Here is a 19,442-nt window from a genome sequence, read left to right on the forward strand (position 1 = left end):
AGCGGTAAACATGCTGTCACCGCGAACGGCCAGTCTGCAGCAATAACAAAGGAGACACTTAAGCATCTCCTTTGTAAACGGCATCGCCTGCCGGAAGCGTTTTGCATGAATTTTCTGTATCAGACCCTGGGTTCCCAGCCTTTTTCATAGTCCCTTCTCCAGAGCTGCGCGGCTTTGCTGTCGTCCAGAATATGCCCGTTGCGTTGGTCGATGTTCAGCGTATGACCAACACGATGGGAAATATTACCCAGCTGCACCCATAGCGTGCTCTTATAGCCTGTTTCCACATCGGCATTCGGAAGGGTATTGTTTTTGATGGCGTCGAGAAAATTGGCAAAGTGCACGATGTCCAGTCCCTCGCTCGGACTTGCGGTGTTACGTCCGTCAACAGCGATATTGGATTTGATTTCCTTGACCAGTTTGTTTTTCTTATCGTACACTGTATAGCTGTTACCACCCGTACTCAGGCTGCCGCCTTCACCGTAGAAAATAACGCCGCGGTCCTCTCCTTCCACATAACGGCCATTGCAGCTGCGGCCTTCCCATACCACGGCGGTATCTCCGGGACAGTCGTAGGTAATGATCTGCGTATCGGGTGTTTCCCAGTCGTCTTTGAAATGATACCTGCCGCCTGCTGAATTTACACGCAGCGGGTAGTCGATACCGAGCCCCCATCTGACCACATCTATTTCGTGCGTACCGTTGTTCAGCGCCTCTCCTGTGCCCCAATGCCAGAACCAGTGCCAATTGTAATGTATCAGGTTGCTGCGGTATGGCCTGCGGGGTGCAGGACCCTGCCACAGTTCGTAATCGAGTCCTTCGGGCACGGGGATATTTTTTCCGGTACCGATGCTTTCGCGGTTATTGGTATACCAGGCTTTGGCCATATGCACTTTGCCGATCACACCACCGTGCAGCTCCTGGATGCCCTGTGTGAGTATGGGCCATGAACGGCGCTGGCTGCCCATCTGCACCACCCTTTTGTATTTTCTTGCCGCCTGTACCGCCAGTTCGCCTTCATGCGGGTTATGGCTTAATGGTTTTTCAACATACACATGTTTTCCTGCCTGGCAGGCCAGTATGGTTGCGGGTGCATGCCAGTGATCGGGTGCGGCAATAGAGATTGCATCCACTTCTTTATTGGCCAGTATCCTGCGGATATCTTTTTCGACAGCCGGTTTTTTTAGGTTTTTTTTCTCTGCAAAGTCCAGGCCTTTTGCAAGCGCCTTGTCATCCGCATCGCAAAGAAAGGCAAGCTCGGCATTTTCCAGTTTGCCGAATGCGGCAATATGCGCCAGTCCGCGGCTGTTGGTGCCCATCACCGCCACCCTTACCCTTTCGTTTGCGCCAACGATATTGGCATAGCTTTTTGCGCCAAAACCCATTCCGCCGATGGCAAGACCCGCCGAGCCCATGCCGATATGTTTCAGGAATGTTCTTCTTGATTTTTTCATGAGCAGTCTTTTTAGTGGTTATATTTTTCTGATCCGGATATTACGGAAGGAAACCGTATTGCCATGATCCTGCAGGAGGATAGGCGACTGAACAGTCTCACCAAACCCTTTGTTGTTTTTGTATTTGCTGGCGGCCACCAGTGCTTTGAAGGCAGGCGTATCACGGTCGTATTCCACTGTTTTCTTCCCGTTCAGCCAGTGTTCCACATGGTTGCCCTTTGCCAGTATCCGCGCCTGGTTCCATTCTCCCGGCGGGTTTTCTTTTTTGCCGGCATCGGGTGCGATCAGGTCGTATAAACCGCCGAGTTTTCTGTTGCCGTTAACCCCCAGTTTGGCATCGGGATGGCGTTCATCGTCGAGTACCTGAAACTCGCATCCCAGCGAAGTGTTGGGAAGAAGGAAATATTTGATACCGCTGTTGGCACCCGGCACGGTTTTAAAATCGAGCACCAGTTCAAAATCGGTAAACTGTTCATCGGTTATGATATCGCCGCCTCTGCCTGCTGCGGTATCCAGGCGCAATACACCGTTTTCAACGGTCCATCCTTTTTCGGGAAAGGGCTGGCCGTTTGCTTTTTTCCAGCCTTTTGTCGTAACGCCGTCGAACAGGAGTTTCCAGCCTTCCTGCTGTTCCCTGTCTGTGAGCTGCTGCGTTTGCGCCGCTATATCCTGTGCGAAAAAACAGCAGGCAAGCGCGAGAAAATAAACATGAATTCGTTTCTGCATGGTCATAGGTAATTTATTACTTGCGTCAATATACCTATTTTCCTTTTCTTATCAGAAACAAATGCGGAACAGGTTAACCCATTCCCAATCGCCGGCATCCCATAGGCTTACAACCCCACCCGCCGCTGTTCACTGTCCGAACTGCCTGTTTCGCGTTTTTTCTTCGCATTCGCATCGGAACCAAAATTGTAGGTGAAGCCCAGCGACAGGGTGCGGTTGGCAAAATCGTTCCGGTAGGTTGCCGCCACATTGGTGATATTGGTAATGTCGCCGCCTGTAATATTGGTCCTGAGCAGATCGCGGACGCCGATCTTCAGCGTCGCTTTATTGCCGAACATTTTTTTCTGAACACCGGCGTTCAGCTGTCCAAAGGCGCGGCGCACAAATTGTCCGTAACGCCCGGGGGTTAAATAAAAGCCACCCAGTTCGGCACTCCATCCGTTTTTAAAATTGAGTTGGTTATTGATATTGGTATAACAGTAGGTCATATCGGCTTTCAGTGTTACACCCGGAACGGCTCCTTCGTAAGCGTTGTTGATCAGTTCGCCATTCAGGTTGAAGGTCCACCACCTGGTAAACGGAATGGCCGTGAACACCGTGATGCCCCTGTTGACTGCGCGGTCAAAATTGTAGGTATGCGCCACAAACTTGTCTCCTTCCTGCAGGTCCACCTCCGACTGAAAATCCTTGGTGTAAGCGTATTGCAATGAGATGGAAAAAATACTTTTAAAACTATAGGTCAGCTGCAGGTTGGTGGCATACTGCGGCCGCAGAAAAGGGTTACCCACCCAGGTACTGTATTTATCAACAAGGGTAACAAAAGGATTCAGCTGCCGGTAGCCGGGTCTGTCGATACGCCGGCCATAAGAAAGATTTAGGGTATGGTTACCCGTGGTATCGAGTTTGTAAGATGCATAGGCCGTTGGGAACAGATCGGTATACGCTTTTGTAAAAGCGGAATCAGCACGCATGGGATTGCCTAACTGGTGCGCATCGATGCGGCTGTTCTCTGCACGTAATCCCAGCTTCAGCGATATCCGCCTGTGCTCGTGCGAATAGGTTAGGTAAGCTGCGTTAATGTTCTCTTTGTACAGGAAGCGGTTTGTTTTATCGTAGTCGGGGTACTTATTGTTGCTTACCACATTGAAATAATTTGCTTCGTTATCCGTATCCACAAAACTTGTCTTTACACCCGCTTCTATTTTTCCGCCGTTGGCGAATGGGTGCACGTAGTCCGACTTGGCTGCGTAAATATGTACCACCGTGGGCAGGTTATCCGTGATCACCTGCTGATACGTTAGGTTGCCAGATGCATGGTAGGTATTGTTGGTAAATTCCTGTTCCTGCCTGGAATGGTACTGCACATAATCAAGATCAACCGTAAGTACCTGTGATGGCCGTTTCAGCTGCCGCAAAAAATTCAGGTTGATGCCTTCGTTGGAGAAACGGCTGTCCGTATGGTTATCCGCAAGAATAACAGAGTCGGCAGCGCCGTTGCGGTTGCCGATCGTACTGCTGGTGCTGGCCGGGGATTTTCCTTTGGTCAGCGCACCGGTAAGCGCAATGCCAGCCGTGGTTCTGCTGTTAACAGAATAGTCCATCCCCAGTTTCAGGTTATAGTTGTGGTTGAGCGGATGAAAGAAAGCGGTTTCACGGTAGGTAGATAATAACTGAGCGTTGTTATCGAAATAACTGCGGTGCAGGTCCAGCCGGCGGTAATTGTTCTGCAGACCATACCCTGCATTTGCAAAAAGATTGATTTTGTTGACACGGTAATTCAGTACAAGACTTTCGAGCGTGCGCCAGTATCCCTGGTTGTTCACCGCCGTGCTAAGTGCGGTATTGCCGTTGAAGCCCCGTGTTTTTATTTTTTTTGTCCTGATATTGATCACGCCCGAATTGCCCGAGGCATCGTACCTGGCCGGCGGCGTTGCCATCAGTTCTATCTGTTCCAGCTGCGAAGCGGGCAGGGAACGCAGGTAACTCACCAGGTTATCGCCGGATAGATAGGTGGGTTTGTCGTCTATCATCACCATAACACCTGTTTTGCCTTTGAAACTGATGTTGCCGTTCTCATCAACGATAATGCCCGGTGATTTCTCCAGCACTTCCAGTGCATTGGCTCCGGTATTGGAGATCATGGCATTCACATTCACCACTGTGCGGTCCACTTTCTGCTCCACAAAATTTTTCTGTGCCGTAACGGTTACCTCCTGCAAAACCCCGCCTGCCGGCTGCAGTATGATCAGGGGCAGTGCAATAGCTGAGGACTGGATCGTAACCGGGCCTGCTGTCTGCGTTGCAAAACCTACCAGCGAAACGGATAACCGGTACCGGCCCGACTGCACAGCCGCATACCTGAACGCCCCGGTGCTGTCAGCGATCGCAGATGCCACCAGCGCAGTGTCTTTCCAGCTCTTCAGCAGTATGGCTGCGCCCGAACCGGGCTTGCCATCGGCACATTGCACACGGCCTGATAAAGACTGTTGCGCTTTTGCGTTCAGCCATAAAAACATACAACATAAACTCATGGTCGCCATGACCATTCTGCAGTTGCTCAGCATGTAGGATCGTTTGCGGAGAGAACGCAGGAATACAGAAATGGTTACAGACCGATACACGGGCGGTCGTACGCTTATACGGCGTATCCGCCCGAGCCATCGGGCGCGTATGATTTCTTTGTGATAAAATCAGAAATGCGGAACGTGAGGTTGATCCTGGGCCCTACCGCCCTGGTGGTTTTGGGAACATGGTGTTCGTAAAAATATTGCATGTTCTCTCCCATCAGTAAAAAACTGCCATGCACCAGCGGTATCTCAGCCTGCAGCGAGCTGTCGGCCGGGTATTTCCTGTGGCGCACTTTAAAGATCCTGGTATCGCCAAAACTAACAGAGGCAATCGGATGGTGTTTGCCATCGGCAGGCAGGGTATCGCTGTGCCAGGCAACAGAATCCCTGCCGTTGCGGTAATAGCTGAGCAGTACCCGGTTAAAAGCAATACCGCACTGCGCCTCCACCCTGGTCTTGATCGCGAGCAGGGTATCCGTCCATACATGACCGCGTTCGCCGCCGTAATAAGCCGTCAGCCGCGGATCCGGCACCATTTTATCATACATGGGTCTGCTGCGTTGTATCCAGGGACTGGTACTGAGCAAGCAATGGTAATATGCATCGGCCAATTCCAGGTCGAAGAACTGTTCCCAGAGAACCAGTCCGGCATCGGGCAGCGCAAAATCCAGTCGCTGTTTTTTTCCGGTGGGAAATAATGCCGTATCGGAAAACAGACCTGCCATCCCCCAAAATTAAGAATTTTTATTTCCGAATACTAATTTTTTTAGTATTTTGGATGCTACAAAATATAGCACTATGCATACAACCCCTGCCGGTCATACGCCGGCATCCGCAGCGCAGGTTAAGGTATTTGAGCTGCAGCTGGTAGACGGACACTGCCTGATACCCTATGCCATCTACCATGTGGTACTGCCCAATGGCATCAGCTATGTAAGGGCGGTGGCTTTCCCGGGCACGGAGCGTGCTTACGCGGTACTGATCGACAAAACGATCTCCCGCAAAAACAATACAACGGCTGCGGTGTGGATAGACATTGACCTGCAGGAACCCACCCCCTTATCGCGCAACCTGGGTGCGGCGATCGAATATGCATGCAGGGTAAGAAAAGGAAATGGCTGAGCGCGTATCGCTAAACGCACAAAAAAACGCGATGGAATCAGTCCGGTCGTTCAGGATAGCTTGGAAGTGCCCGGATTTTTTTTGACGAAACTGATCTTGCCGTTGCGTTCCAGGTATACTTTGTCAATGGTTTCGAGGTCTTCTTCCAGCGCGTTCTGCCGAAGGGCCTCATGAATATCTTCTTCCGATGTCAATGCGCGGATCATATTGTTTCTGAGGAATGCGCCATCGCTGAACAACAGAATTTTTCTGCCCTGCACCCAGCGGGATATACGGGGATGTTTTACCTGCAGATAGCCCATCAGCCTGTGCAATGCCACCACCGCGGTGGCAGCGGCGATGGTGGGAATAAACGGCGAGGCGCCCACCACTCCCCTGCTTAGAATAGCGCCCAGCAATATCACAATGATGTTATCCAGCGGCAGCCGCATCCCGAATGAACGGCGGCCCGATAGCCGGATCAGCGCCAGCGAGATAAAAAAAACCAGTACGGCACGGTTCACCATCTGCCATACGGTCAGCTCCATATCATGTGCTCCAAACAGCAGGTCGATCGTTCTCATAACATCTGTTTCAATCAAAGTTATCCATTTCATTCACCGACTCAAACAGCCATTTCACCGGTGATTCAAGGCACAGGCAGCTGTACCGGTATATGAAGATAGTTCTCCGGTTACTTATTCTGAATAATTCCCGATTGGGTGTTTGATGATTCTTCCCTTGGCTTATTTTTATTCCATCAGACAGCATTCCCTCCATAAAACTGTTGCCGCCCTTTGGCTGCTGTGTCTTTTCCTTCCGGGATGCAGACCGTCTGTGCGTACCCTGCCCCTGGGATCACATGCCATGTCGGACAGCACGCTTACGCCGCCGGCGCAGTATTTTGAAAGGGGCGAGGTGGACAAGGCAAAAAACCATGTGGATTCCATTTTCTACCAGCTGGCCAATCCCACCGTATACGATCATCTCTCGCATTTTGCCACCAATGCTTATTACCAGGGCACAAAAGGCAATACCGCCCTTCAGATCGTTTACCTCGATTCGGGGATTGCACTCATCCAGGCTTACCTGCCGGATAAAGGGCTCTCCATTGAACTGTCGAATTTTCTGACCGGCCGGGCGGGCGCAAATTTCAACCGCAATAATTTCCAGGCATCCTATACCGATTTTTTTGCTGCGGGCGAAATGGCCCGCAAGAATGCCGACAGCTGCAGCACCATGCGTGTTTTCTACAGTATCGCGATGATATTGTACAAACAGCAGCAGTACGCCAATGCCGCGCGCTATTTTTTACAAACACTCGATTACAGCAGGAACTGCGACCCGCTGGTATACCGCAACAACAAAACACAGGAACTGCTGGATAATATCGGGCTTTGCTATACCAAGATAAAACGATACGACAGCGCCATGTATTTTTACCGCAGGGCGCAGGACCTTGTTCTGAAGAACCGATACCTGCTGGCGGTAGACAGTGCAAACAGCATCGGCCGCTACCGTGCGGCACTGCAGGTGATCACCGGCAATATCGCGAAAGTATACCTGGGCACCGGACAGGTTGATTCAGCCATTGCCTTATACAAACAGGCGATTTCGTATCATGCAGACCTGCACGACATGCAGCTGTCCATGATCCAGCTGGCGGATATCTATGTGTCGCGGAACGATATACCGCTGCTGCAGCAATTGCTTGTGCGGCTGGGAAATTCGATCGACAGTTTTCCGGCGCCCGATCTGGGTATGGACCACGACCGGCTACGGTACCTCTTCCATAAAAAAACAGGCAACCCAGAAACCGCGCTCAGCTATTTTACGCAGTATGTGCAGAAAAAAGATGCCAACGAAAAACAACAAGATAAACTTGCCAGCCTTGATATCAGCAACGAGATACAGCGAAAAGCGCAGGAACTGGAGATACAGCTGCTGCAAAAAAACAACGAGCTCAACAAAACCTATCTGTGGGTGTTTGTGAGTCTGTCCTGCATGGCGATCATCATCCTTTCCCTGATTTATGCCTCGTATCGCACCAGCCGCAGAAACGTGGCCAAACTGACCGAGTTGAACGAAGCGATCACAAGAACCAACCAGGAAAAAGACAAGATACTCCGAATGGTAGCGCACGATCTCCGCAACCCGATCGGCGCCATTGCATCGCTGAGCGGCCTTATACTCCAGGCGCCGCTGAATAAAGAAGAAATACTGGATTTGGTCGGGAAGATACAGGGTGTTTCCGCCAACTCGATCGAACTGATCAACGAACTGCTTCCCGTTCATGCAAGTCCTGCCGGCAGCCTGAAGAAAAGAAGAACGGATATGGTGCGGCTCCTGAATAATATGGCAGAACTGATGCAGTTCCGCGCCACGGAAAAAAAACAGCGGATCGCACTGCAGTTGCCACAGACCCCTGTTTACTGCACGGTCAATGAAATAAAGATCGAACGCGTGATCAATAACCTGCTGGGAAATGCCATCAAGTTCAGTCCTGTAGGCGGCGAGGTAGTGCTTCGGTTAGCCGTGCAGGAAAAAAACATCACTGTATCGGTAAGCGACAACGGTATCGGCATCGATACAACGGAGCTCGAACATATTTTTGACGAATTCACTTCTCTCAAACGAAAAGGAACCTCCGGCGAAACCAGTTTCGGACTGGGCCTGTCTATCTCACGCCAGATCGTTGAAGAAGAGGGTGGCATCATCTGGGCCGAAAGCCAGAAAAACAGCGGCAGCACGTTTTATGTACGCCTGAACCGTTCCTGACCGTATACAGATCGCTGTTTTCATACCAACTGGTTTGTGACAAGCTACCCGATTCATACCGCGGATTGCTACACGCCCAGTGCATCGTACACCACCACCCTGGCCCAGAGATGGCTGTATTTTTCAACAAAAGCCAGGTGCGCGGGATGTGTCTGGTAAGTTGCCTGTCCGGCAAGATCATCAAAGAACATCAGTTCCGACACCTGCCAACTGGTATCTACCACATCTCTTTTTTCTGTGCTGGCCAGTACGCCGATATGCAGTTTTTTGATCGTGGGTATCTGAGCAAGCGTGCGTAACCCCTCAACCAGTTTATCACGGTCCTGCACGGAATCGGGATTCTTTAACCAGAAGAATACATGGTGAACCAGCTGTTTTTTTTCCGGTTCGGCGGAAGGCATGGCCGATACGGCCGCGCCGGTGCCCAGTGTGGCGGCCATGGCAATAAATTTTCTGCGGGAGGAAGATTTCATGTCTGTGTTTTGATGGGAAGGGTTGCTTATCCTTTGCCGCTGTTTCTGCCGCGGGTGCTCATAATATCCCTGTCGAACAGGTAAAGACCGCTCTTGTCTTCGCCGATCAGTTCCAGTTTATCGTTCAGGATCCGGGCGGAACGTTCTTCCTCTATCTGTTCATTCACATACCACTGCAGGAAGTTGTGCGTGGCATAGTCTTTCTCGCGCAGCGCCAGGTCAACCAGTTCGTTGATGCTGTTCGAGACGATGATCTCATGCTGCAGAAATTCTTCGAACATATTTTTCAGGCTCTTGTAGGTAACGATCGGCTGCTCCAGGGTTGGCACCAGTGCAAATCCGCCGCGTTCGTTGATAAAACGCATCAGCTTCAGCATATGCACGCGTTCTTCATCGCTCTGCTGAAAAAAATAATCGGCCACACTGTCAAGACCCGGTTGTATTTCGCACCAGCTGGCCATGGCCAGGTAAGCATGGGAAGAAGCCGCCTCCAGTTTAACCTGGTTGTTCAAAGCTTCCTGCATCGATTTGGATAACATAGCAGTTTTTGTTTAAAGATAAGAAACAACCGCCGATCGGATCTGTTTACCGGCCTGCTGCCGCGAATCAGCCGTTCCGCACACCGTCTTACGCCAGTTATCCACAAAAATGCAACCGATTGCATTTTTGCCCAAAAAACGATACATTAGGCAAAAAAAACGATGCGGCCGCTTGTCTTTTGGGTATCCCTGTTCCTCTGCCTGGACGCTTTTTCCCAGGTAAAACTGCCGGTGCTTATCAGCGACGGCATGGTATTGCAACGCGATGTTCCGCTGACCTTCTGGGGCTGGGCCGCGCCCGGTGAAAAACTGACCCTTTCGTTTCAGCAAAAATCATATCACGCCGCTGCCGATGCATCGGGTAAATGGTCTGTTCTGCTTCCGAAAATGAAAGCGGGCGGGCCCTATACCCTGTCTGTTTCGGCCAGCAACCGCATAGATATAAAAGACATACTGGTGGGAGATGTCTGGTTCTGTTCGGGCCAGTCGAATATGGTACTTACCATGGAGCGGGTAAAAGAAAAATACCCCGACGATATCGCGGCAGCCAACTTCCCCGAGATCAGGAATTTCTTTATACCCACCGTATCCGATGCCGCCAAAGTGCACGATGACCTGCCACCCGGCAAATGGAAAGCAGCCAGCCCGAAAGAGGTGCTGGACTTTGGTGCCGCGGCTTATTTTTTTGCCAGGCAGATCTACCAGCGGCAGCATGTTCCGATCGGCATCATCAACGCCAGCGTGGGTGGCACGCCTATCGAAGCATGGATCAGCGAGCAGGGACTTGCCGGTTTCCCGCAGGAGCTGCAATCCGCGGCCCGGTTCAGGGACACCGGTTTTGTGAATGGTATGGCAAGGGCGCAAAGCAATATGGCTCCGCGGTCTTCGATGGTTACCGATAAAGGACTCACCGGCGCCATCAAATGGTTCGACACAGCATACCAGCCGAAAGCCTGGAAAGACATCATTGTTCCGGGTTACTGGGCCGACCAGGGTATCAGGGGACTGAACGGCGTGGTATGGTATAGGAAAGAGATCGATCTGCCAGCCTCTTTTGACGGGGCGGCCGCCAAACTGTTTCTTGGCCGTATCGTGGACGCAGACCAGGCCTATGTGAACGGAAAGCTGGTGGGCAATATCACCTACCAGTATCCGCCCAGAAGGTACGAGGTGCCCGCCGGTGTGCTGAAAGCGGGAAAGAACATCATCGTGGTTCGGGTAACCAATACTGCGGGCAAGGGCGGGTTTGTGCCCGACAAGCCCTATTACCTAAGCGCGAACGGGCAGAACATAGACCTGAAAGGGGCCTGGCAATACAAGGTGGGTGATGTGTTCGTACCCGGCACCGGTGGCGGCAGCCCGGTGATAGCGCAGCAGAATATCCCCACAGGTTTGTACAATACGATGGTGGCCCCGGTTATCTCCTACCAGGTCAAAGGATTTGCGTGGTACCAGGGAGAAGCCAATTCCGGCCGGCCCGAAGCCTACCGGAAATTGCTGCCCGCGCTGATCAGCGACTGGCGAAAAAAATGGAACGGGGAACAGCTTCCCTTCCTGTTTGTGCAGCTGCCCAATTTTATGGAGATGCAATACCTTCCTTCGGAAAGCCAGTGGGCGCTGCTGCGCGAAGCGCAGTTGCTGACCCTTTCCGTTCCCAACACCGCCATGGCGGTAACCATCGACGCCGGGGAATGGAACGATATTCACCCGCTGAATAAAAAAGAGGTGGGCGAGCGACTGGCGCTGGCCGCAAGAAAACTGGTATACGGAGAGAACGAACTGGTTGGATGGGGTCCTTTGTTGCAATCGGCAACGGTGGAGAATAACAGGATCCGCTTGCATTTTACCGGCACCGGTTCGGGACTGATGGCAAAGGATGACGACGAATTGCATTATTTCGCCGTGGCCGGGGCCGATAAAAAATTCGTGTGGGCCAAAGCCGTCATCGAGAACAATACCGTGGTGGTATGGAATGACCGTATCAAAGAGCCGACGTATGTGCGGTATGCATGGGCCGACAATCCGGACGGAGCCAATCTGTACAACAAAGAAGGGCTGCCCGCTTCGCCGTTCAGAACAGACCGGTAAACAGCGTTGCCGTATTCAGTAAAGCTTACCTAACTTCCCCGATACAAAGATGCAGCTATGACAAAATCGATGGTTCCGGTTCTTTGCCTGTTCTTATCCCTGCACACCGCCCATGCGCAGACAGGCGGTGCATGGAAGGGCAGAACATGCGCAGTGGCGCTGACCTACGACGATGCGATTGATATTGACCTGGATATTGCAGCGCCTGCGCTGGACTCGCTGGGTCTGAAAGGAACTTTTTACCTGATCGGCTCCTCACCCGCCGTTGCGAAAAGAATACCGGAATGGCGCAGGATCGCCGCCAAAGGACATGAACTGGGCAACCACACTTCTTTTCATCCCTGCGACGGACGCCCTGCGGGCAGGGGTTTTGTGAGACCGGATAACGACCTGAGCCGTTATACCCTGAGCCGCATGACGGCCGAAACAAAGTTCACCAATACCTTACTGCACGCAATAGACGGCAGGACCGAACGCACATTTGCTTTTCCCTGCGGCGATAAAATGATCGGCGATACGCCTTATTACGATGCGGTAAAAAACGATTTTATCGCTGCACGCGGCGTAACCGGCGGCTTACAAACAGCAAAGCAGGTTGACCTGGCGGATATACGCTGTTATTCCATCAACGGACAGAATGCAGACTATATGATCGGTCTGGTAAAAAAGGCGCAGCAAACCGGCACGCTGCTCGTTTTTCTGTTTCACGGCGTTGGCGGAGGTCATAACCTCAACGTAGCCCGCGGCGAACATTCGAAGCTTATCCGCTACCTCAAGGAAAACGAAAAAACGATCTGGAATGCAACAATGGTGGATATTGCGCGGTTTGTGAAGGATGGCAGCAAGCATTAGGTGGGATGTATATTGGTATTGTTATATGGTTACATGGTTAAATGGCTATCTTAGCGTGATCGCATATCCAATTTGACAATTTAGGCATTTGACAATTTAACAATTTAGCCATTTAACCCTTTAGCCATCCCAACCTCCGACAACGCTTCCCCATGAAAATCCAGCTTTGGTCTATTGGTAAACCGCATGAGTCCTATGTAAAAACGGGAACGGAAGACTTCACCAAACGGATCAACAATTATTTCAGCGTGGAATGGCATATTATTTCATCCCCTAAAAATGCCGGCGTCTTATCTGAATCAGAACTGAAGAAGGCAGAAGCCGCTGTTATACTGCAGCAGCTGCAGAAAGAAGATTACCTGGTATTGCTGGATGAACGGGGCAAAGCACTGAATTCGCCGGAACTGGCGCAGCTGGTACAGCAGCGCGCCAATGAAAGCACCCGCCGGCTGGTATTTCTCATAGGCGGGGCTTTTGGGGTGGACGAAACGGTGATGAAACGGGCGGGGTTTACCTGGAGTCTGTCCAGGCTGGTATTTCCCCATATGCTGGTACGATTGATCCTTGCCGAACAGGTTTACCGCGCCTGCACCATATTACGCAACGAAAAATACCATCACAACTGAGAAATAATTAAATTGCTGCATGATCTCAGTCACCCTTGTTATCCTGCTGCTGACCTGTGTGATATCTTTCACCGCATTTTCCAACGAGAAGATCATTAACGACCTGATCTTCGATCCCGTGGCCATTACCAACCGCAACCAGTGGTATCGTTTTATTACCTGCGGTTTTATTCATGCCGATTTCCTGCACCTGGCCTTCAATATGTATACTTTCTATCTGTTCGGCGGTATCGTGGAAGGCGCATTTGAGGATATCTTTCTTGAAAAAGGCAGGGCGCTGTATGCGGTGGGATATGTGCTGGCGCTGATCGTATGCCTGCTGCCCACCTATTTCCAGCACAAAGACAATTACCATTACCGCAGCCTCGGCGCATCGGGTGCCGTATCGGCGGTGATCTTTATGGGCATTTTCCTGCATCCCACTATGGGTATGGGCATCTTCCCGATACCGTTTCGCATGCCGGCATTTATTTTCGGGCCGCTGTACCTGATCATATCCGCTTATCTCGCCAAAAAAGGACATGGCAACATCAACCATTCCGCCCATATCTGGGGAGCGGTCTTCGGCGTGGTATACCTGGTCATCATCAGCCGGTTCCTGAGCGATTACAACCTGGTGCAGCATTTTATGAATGCGATCAACGGCTACCTGAACAAGTAAGGGTGTTCCTGCTGCGCCGGCGCGATACCCTCTGAGGAATCACCGGGCAGTTACCGTGATATGCAGCAGGGTTTGGGTACGGTCGCTTAAGCGAAAACGGTTATCGATGCGCCGGCCAACAATCCAGAGTATCTTTTTATCGCTCTCCAGCACCCATGTTTTTTCCTTCTCGGTCTTCGACAATTTCAGGTCGATCAGGAAACGGCTGATTTTTTTCTTTTTCTGCATGCCCAGGGGATAAAAATAATCGCCCTGTTTCCATTTGCGCAGTACCAGCGGATAAACGATATCGCGCTCATCGATAAACGCCTCCGAAGCATCTGCGGAAACAACGGCGGGCAGAGAGGAAAGATGCCGTATCCGTAGCAGGCCGTTATCAAAACGGACGGTATCCGCAGTGTCGCCGATCGGTATATGCCCCGCGGTTTCGGTGGCAAGCGTGGTAATGATCATCCAGCTGCGGTTGCGGATGATGCGATGGGTGGACGACTGGATATACGACCCGTTTGCCGCATCCAGCAACCGGATCACTTCGGGTGTTTGGGTGGCGTGAAAACCGTAGGGCTTGATGATCTCCCAGGTAAGGGTGGGCAGGTGCAGTACTTTCTTCCATTTCAGCACCGGTATATGCCACTCGCCGTTACGCTGCTCCACCATTTTTTTCAGCTGCTGCGCAATGGCCGCCTGGTAGATCACCGCCACACCCGAAAACCGTTCCATATCGTGCAGCAGGTTAGATTCCACCTGCGGAAACACCTGCCGCAGCTGCGGCAATAGCTGGTTGCGGAAAAAATTGCGTGTATAATCGTCCTTTGCATTGGAAGAATCTTCCACAAATGCGATCCGGTGCTCTCCCGCATAGGCCAGCAGCTCCGTTTTGCGGAATGCCAGCAAGGGCCGGATAATCTGCCGTTCTTTCTGGAATGCGGGAATACCGGTCATACCCGCAATACCGGTGCCCCTGAAGAAATGCATGAGCATGGTTTCGATCGCATCATCCGCATGGTGTGCGGTAACCAGGTAATGGTTTAACCCGGGATGCTGCACCTTCCATGCATCCAGTATTTCGCGAAACCAGTTGTACCGCAGCATTCGCGCCGCTTCCTGTATGGACAGTCCGTTCGCTTCCGCAAACCCGGCAGAATCAACCTGCTTTACCAATGCCTCGCAGCCGTATGAACCGGCGAGTGTGCGTACAAAGATCTCATCGCGTTCGCTCTCTTGGCCGCGCAGCCTGAAATTCATGTGCGCGATCGAAAAAGCAAAACCGGCGGACCGTACCAGGTCAACCAGCACCGAGCTGTCCACACCCCCGCTGACGGCCAGTAACAGCCTGGTATCCGCCTTATTTACCTGCGGAAACTGCTGCTGCCAGTGACGGATAAAATGAGTTGATAACGGCAAGGGAGCAATTGGTATTTAGTAATGAACAATCAGGAATCAACCCCTTTATCCCTTCTTCACTTCCTTGGCCCAGGTATCCTTTAGGGTTACCGTTCTGTTGAAGACCAGGTTACCGGGATTGCTGTCTTTGTCTACATGGAAATACCCTTTGCGGAGAAACTGGAAACGCGCAGCGGCATCGTCCTGCAACAGGGCGGGTTCGGCATATACTTTTTCGATCACCTGCAAAGAATCCGGGTTGAGATGGTCTGTAAATTCGCCTTCTGCATTCGCAACATCTTCCACTTTGAACAAACGATCGTACAAACGGAGCTCCGCCGTTATGGCGTGCCGTACGCTCACCCAGTGCAGGGTGCCTTTTACCTGGATGCCCGAAGTGTCTGCACCACTCCTGCTTTCAGGCAGGTAACTGCAATGCAGTTCGGTGATATGGCCATCGGCATCCCTGATCACTTCGTCACACCTGATGATATAGGCGCTTTTGAGACGCACCATCTGGCCGGGGGCCAGGCGAAAATATTTTTTTGGCGGGTTTTCCATGAAATCCTCGCGCTCGATATACAGTTCACGGCTGAAAGGCACCTGTCTTTCTCCCGCGGCGGGATCTTCGGGATTGTTATCGGTGGTTACATACTCCTCTCCTTCGGGATAATTGGTCAGCACCAGTTTGAGCGGATCAAACACCACCATCCTCCGCAGCGCCAGTTTGTTGAGCTGCTCCCGCACACAGAACTCGAGCAGCCCCACATCGATCAGGTTCTCGCGTTTGGCCACCCCGATCCTGTCGCAGAAATCGCGTATCGCTTCTGCGGGGTATCCCCTTCTGCGCATGCCGCTGATGGTAGACATGCGCGGATCGTCCCAGCCGCTCACATGGCCTTCGTTCACCAGCTGCAGCAATTTGCGTTTGCTCATGATGGTATAGGTCATATTCAGTCTGGCAAACTCATACTGGTGCGAAGGAAATATTTCCAGGTTGCTGATACACCAGTCGTATAATTCGCGATGGGGTATAAACTCAAGCGTGCAGATGGAATGCGTGATGTTTTCGATCGAGTCGCTCTGGCCATGCGCAAAATCGTACATGGGGTAAATACACCAGGCATCCCCGGTACGGTGGTGATGCGCATGTTTGATGCGGTACAGGATCGGATCGCGCATAAGCATATTGGAAGATGCCATATCGATCCGGGCACGCAGCACTTTGCTTCCATCGGGGTATTTGCCTTCGCGCATTTCGGCAAAAAGCTGTCTGTTCTCTTCCGCCGTTCTGTCGGCATACCGGTTTCTTCTTCCCGGCGATGTGGGCGTTCCTTTCTGTTCCGCAATCTCATCGCTGGCACTGTCGTCCACATAGGCCAGCCCTTTATCGATCAGTTTATGCGCAAAAGCATACAACCGGTCAAAATAATCGGATGCATACAACTCATTGGCCCATTCAAAACCCAGCCAGCGAACATCGTCTTTGATGCTCTCCACGTATTCGGTGTCCTCCGTAACAGGATTGGTATCATCAAAACGCAGGTTGGTGCTGCCACCGTATTTTTTAGCCAGTCCGAAATTGAGACAGATGCTTTTGGCATGACCGATATGCAGGTAGCCGTTCGGCTCGGGCGGAAAGCGGGTAACAACCGTGGTATATTTCCCTGCCGACAGATCCGCTTCCACGATCTCCTCGATAAAATTCAGACTTTTTTCTTCACTCATTGCTTGCGATATAAGGCCGACAAAGGTAAGCAAGGAAAGCGAAGAAGAGAAACCGCTCAGGTGAGACGTGAGACGTCAGACCTGAGACGTGAGGATGGCAGGCCAGTCTGCGATAAACCCGATCGCTGCTTTCATGTCTGTATGCAGCAGCCTGTCGGATTCATTGAAGCTTACCTTTTGGCGGAAGGCGGTGAGCAGCTCTTCCAGCACGGGTGAAGAAACCGCGGGTCTGCGGAATTCCATTGCCTGCGCCGCGCTGAGGAGTTCGATGGCCAGCACTTTTTCCACGTTGCTGATCACGCGCAGGCATTTGGTGGCCGCATTGGCGCCCATACTTACATGGTCTTCCTGGTTGTTGGAAGAGGAAATACTGTCTACCGATGCCGGCGTGCACAATTGTTTATTCTCGCTTACGATGCCTGCCGCCGTATACTGCGGTATCATGAACCCCGAATTGAGTCCTGCATCTTTTACCAGGAACAGCGGCAATCCTCTTTGTCCGCTGATCAGCTGGTAGGTTCTTCTCTCCGAAATATTGGCCAGTTCGCTCATGGCAATGGCAAAATAATCGAGTACCAGCGCCAATGGCTGTCCGTGAAAATTACCGCCGCTCACCACCAGGTCGTCCTCGGGAAAAATATTCGGGTTATCGGTTACCGAATTGATCTCGCGCAGCATCACAGCCAGCACATGGTCAAAAGCATCTTTGGTGGCGCCGTGTACCTGGGGTACGCAACGGAAGGAATACGGATCCTGCACCTGTTTTTTAGGTTGGGATGCGATGCCGCTTCCGGAGAGATGCCGCCGCAGCTGTGCAGCCGTATCCACCTGGCCCTTGTGCTGTCGTATGGCATGGATATGTTCGTCAAAAGGTTCGGTGATCCCGTCAAATGCATCAAAGGAAAGCGCGGCCACCAGGTCGGCCATAGCGATCAGGTGCTCGGCTTTTTTGAGACAGTACATGCCATACGCGCTCATAAACTGCGTGCCGTTGATCAGGGCCAGTCCTTCCTTGCTCTGCAGGTGAATGGGTTCCCAGCCAAACTTTGCCAGCACTTCCGAAGAAGGCATTTTCTTCCCGTCATGGTGCACTTCGCCCAGACCCAGCAGGGGCAGACTCAGGTGACTGAGCGGCGCAAGATCGCCCGAAGCGCCCAGGGAACCCTGTGTGTATATAACAGGCAGCACATCGTGGTTATACATGTACATCAGCCTGATCACGGTGGCGATCTGCACACCGCTGTTGCCATAGCTGAGCGATTTGATCTTGAGCATCAGCATCAGTTTCACAATATCCCGGGGCACTTCCTCGCCGAGGCCGCAGGCATGCGATACGATCAGGTTGTACTGCAGCTGTTCTATCTGGCTGGCATCGATCTTCACGTTCTGCAAAAAGCCGAAGCCGGTATTGATGCCATAATACTGCCGGTCTTTTTCCTCCATTTTACGGTCCAGGTACCCGCGGCAGGCCAGTATCCGCTCATGCGCATCGAAAGTGATCGATACCAGCTGCTCGTAATCCAGCAGGTTCTTTACCTGTTGAAAATTGAGCCATTTACGGTCGAGCGGCAGATAGTTGTAGCTCATGAGGAATCGTTTGGGCAAATGTAGGGGAAACTTGAAAACGTGAGGGGTGAGACCTGAGTTGGCGTGAGGGACGTTATGAATGGCATTGCTTATGATTCAGTTAGTAAAAAGCTTTTTGTTACTGGAAAACTTTGGCCATTTATATTCCAAATTGCAGTTCATTAATATCAATAATGGCCTATAATGAGATGATTAAATTATATTAAACATTTTTAGGAGAGGATACTAAAGAACTCTTTAGTATCCTCTCATGATTTTACTCGAATTTAGTTGCAGGTGATACAGTATCCAAGTGTAATTCCATTAGAATTGCAACAAACTTCATTGTTACCCCATATAGCACACTCACCATCAAAATAGCAAGTGTGATTTTTTGGGGGAGGTGGCGGAAGTTCCGAGCCTCCAATCAACATTTTCAACTCATCATTCGATAAGACAATTGCTGAATTGTCTAAGTTGAATTTTTGACTTTTCATTTTTGATTATTTGAAAGTTACGCCTACTATTTCGGGTTTCGGCTTTCCCTTTTTTTGTTAGTAAGTGCAAGAATGTTTACCTATAGTTTACCCCAAAAACAAAAAAGCCTCACAAGTATTTGACTTGTAAAGCTTTTTATTCTGTATCTGTGAACCGGATTGGATTCGAACCAATGACCTGCTGCTTAGAAGGCAGCTGCTCTATCCAACTGAGCTACCGGTCCAATAATTTGTTTTATTTCAGAGCCTTTGACCTCCCCGCTTCAGCGGGATGCTCTATCCAACTGAGCTACCGGTCCAATAATTTGTTTTATTTCAGAGCCTTTGACCTCCCCGCTTCAGCGGGATGCGCTATCCAGCTGAGCTACCGGTCCAATAATTTGTTTTATTTCAGAGCCTTTGA

General features: G+C 51.2%; 17 protein-coding genes and 1 tRNA gene. 7 read left to right on the forward strand and 11 right to left on the reverse strand.

The window, feature by feature from the left end; genetic code table 11:
• Nucleotides 1-119: 119 nt before the first annotated feature.
• The 4 genes from GWC94_RS07195 to GWC94_RS07210 form a co-directional block, all read right to left on the reverse strand.
• Nucleotides 120-1,454: a Gfo/Idh/MocA family protein gene (locus GWC94_RS07195; RefSeq protein WP_161834348.1), complete on the reverse strand. Its 1,335-nt coding sequence runs from the start codon at nucleotides 1,452-1,454 to the stop codon at nucleotides 120-122.
• A gap of 18 nt (nucleotides 1,455-1,472) precedes the next feature.
• Nucleotides 1,473-2,180, reverse strand: coding sequence for a 3-keto-disaccharide hydrolase (locus GWC94_RS07200; protein WP_161834349.1), 708 nt, complete (start codon nucleotides 2,178-2,180; stop codon nucleotides 1,473-1,475).
• 107 nt (nucleotides 2,181-2,287) lie between these two features.
• Entirely contained in the window at nucleotides 2,288-4,696 is a 2,409-nt protein-coding gene (locus GWC94_RS07205; protein WP_161834350.1) for an outer membrane beta-barrel protein, read from the reverse strand.
• 119 nt (nucleotides 4,697-4,815) lie between these two features.
• The gene (locus GWC94_RS07210) at nucleotides 4,816-5,472 is read right to left on the reverse strand and encodes an alpha-ketoglutarate-dependent dioxygenase AlkB family protein (RefSeq protein WP_161834351.1); all 657 of its coding nucleotides are present in this window, start codon (nucleotides 5,470-5,472) and stop codon (nucleotides 4,816-4,818) included.
• Between the two features lie 73 nt (nucleotides 5,473-5,545).
• Between GWC94_RS07210 and GWC94_RS07215 the strand changes: the two genes are divergently transcribed.
• Nucleotides 5,546-5,869, forward strand: a complete 324-nt coding sequence (locus tag GWC94_RS07215; protein ID WP_161834352.1) for a hypothetical protein — start codon at nucleotides 5,546-5,548, stop codon at nucleotides 5,867-5,869.
• Between the two features lie 50 nt (nucleotides 5,870-5,919).
• Here GWC94_RS07215 and GWC94_RS07220 read toward each other — a convergent pair whose 3' ends face one another.
• Nucleotides 5,920-6,432, reverse strand: coding sequence for a DUF421 domain-containing protein (locus tag GWC94_RS07220; RefSeq protein WP_161834353.1), 513 nt, complete (start codon nucleotides 6,430-6,432; stop codon nucleotides 5,920-5,922).
• 145 nt (nucleotides 6,433-6,577) lie between these two features.
• Here GWC94_RS07220 and GWC94_RS07225 point away from each other — a divergent pair, with 145 nt between their 5' ends.
• Entirely contained in the window at nucleotides 6,578-8,626 is a 2,049-nt protein-coding gene (locus GWC94_RS07225) for a tetratricopeptide repeat-containing sensor histidine kinase (protein WP_161834354.1), read from the forward strand.
• Nucleotides 8,627-8,694: 68 nt separating this feature from the next.
• Here the strand turns inward: GWC94_RS07225 and GWC94_RS07230 are convergent, their stop codons facing one another.
• Both GWC94_RS07230 and GWC94_RS07235 read right to left on the reverse strand, forming a co-directional pair.
• Entirely contained in the window at nucleotides 8,695-9,099 is a 405-nt protein-coding gene (locus GWC94_RS07230; RefSeq protein ID WP_161834355.1) for a Dabb family protein, read from the reverse strand.
• 26 nt (nucleotides 9,100-9,125) lie between these two features.
• Nucleotides 9,126-9,638, reverse strand: coding sequence for a ferritin (locus tag GWC94_RS07235; protein ID WP_161834356.1), 513 nt, complete (start codon nucleotides 9,636-9,638; stop codon nucleotides 9,126-9,128).
• A gap of 162 nt (nucleotides 9,639-9,800) precedes the next feature.
• Between GWC94_RS07235 and GWC94_RS07240 the strand changes: the two genes are divergently transcribed.
• The 4 genes from GWC94_RS07240 (at nucleotide 9,801) to GWC94_RS07255 (ending at nucleotide 13,865) form a co-directional block, all read left to right on the forward strand.
• Entirely contained in the window at nucleotides 9,801-11,726 is a 1,926-nt protein-coding gene (locus GWC94_RS07240; RefSeq protein WP_161834357.1) for a sialate O-acetylesterase, read from the forward strand.
• Between the two features lie 57 nt (nucleotides 11,727-11,783).
• Complete coding sequence (locus tag GWC94_RS07245; protein WP_161834358.1) at nucleotides 11,784-12,578, forward strand: polysaccharide deacetylase family protein; 795 nt, start codon at nucleotides 11,784-11,786, stop codon at nucleotides 12,576-12,578.
• Between the two features lie 152 nt (nucleotides 12,579-12,730).
• Nucleotides 12,731-13,204, forward strand: a complete 474-nt coding sequence (locus GWC94_RS07250) for a 23S rRNA (pseudouridine(1915)-N(3))-methyltransferase RlmH (protein ID WP_161834359.1) — start codon at nucleotides 12,731-12,733, stop codon at nucleotides 13,202-13,204.
• Between the two features lie 19 nt (nucleotides 13,205-13,223).
• A complete protein-coding gene (locus tag GWC94_RS07255) occupies nucleotides 13,224-13,865 on the forward strand; it encodes a rhomboid family intramembrane serine protease (RefSeq protein ID WP_202628655.1) in 642 nt (213 codons plus the stop codon).
• Nucleotides 13,866-13,904: 39 nt separating this feature from the next.
• On the opposite strand, the gene tilS is transcribed toward GWC94_RS07255, so the two are convergent.
• From tilS to hutH, 3 genes are all read right to left on the reverse strand, one after another.
• Nucleotides 13,905-15,269 carry a tRNA lysidine(34) synthetase TilS gene (tilS, locus tag GWC94_RS07260; protein WP_161834360.1) on the reverse strand — a complete coding sequence of 455 codons (1,365 nt, stop codon included), beginning with the start codon at nucleotides 15,267-15,269 and terminating at the stop codon, nucleotides 13,905-13,907.
• A 45-nt stretch (nucleotides 15,270-15,314) separates the two neighbouring features.
• Nucleotides 15,315-16,976, reverse strand: coding sequence for a glutamine--tRNA ligase/YqeY domain fusion protein (locus GWC94_RS07265; RefSeq protein WP_161834361.1), 1,662 nt, complete (start codon nucleotides 16,974-16,976; stop codon nucleotides 15,315-15,317).
• Between the two features lie 75 nt (nucleotides 16,977-17,051).
• Nucleotides 17,052-18,563 (reverse strand): histidine ammonia-lyase, encoded by a 1,512-nt coding sequence (gene hutH, locus GWC94_RS07270; protein ID WP_161834362.1) that lies wholly within the window; start codon nucleotides 18,561-18,563, stop codon nucleotides 17,052-17,054.
• A 75-nt stretch (nucleotides 18,564-18,638) separates the two neighbouring features.
• Between hutH and GWC94_RS17090 the strand changes: the two genes are divergently transcribed.
• Nucleotides 18,639-18,728 carry a glutaminyl-peptide cyclotransferase gene (locus GWC94_RS17090; protein ID WP_161834363.1) on the forward strand — a complete coding sequence of 30 codons (90 nt, stop codon included), beginning with the start codon at nucleotides 18,639-18,641 and terminating at the stop codon, nucleotides 18,726-18,728.
• A 461-nt stretch (nucleotides 18,729-19,189) separates the two neighbouring features.
• Here the strand turns inward: GWC94_RS17090 and GWC94_RS07280 are convergent.
• A tRNA-Arg gene (locus tag GWC94_RS07280) sits at nucleotides 19,190-19,263 on the reverse strand.
• Between the last annotated feature and the right edge of the window lie 179 nt (nucleotides 19,264-19,442).

The organism is Sediminibacterium soli (assembly GCF_009939225.1).
Lineage (GTDB): Bacteria > Bacteroidota > Bacteroidia > Chitinophagales > Chitinophagaceae > Sediminibacterium > Sediminibacterium soli.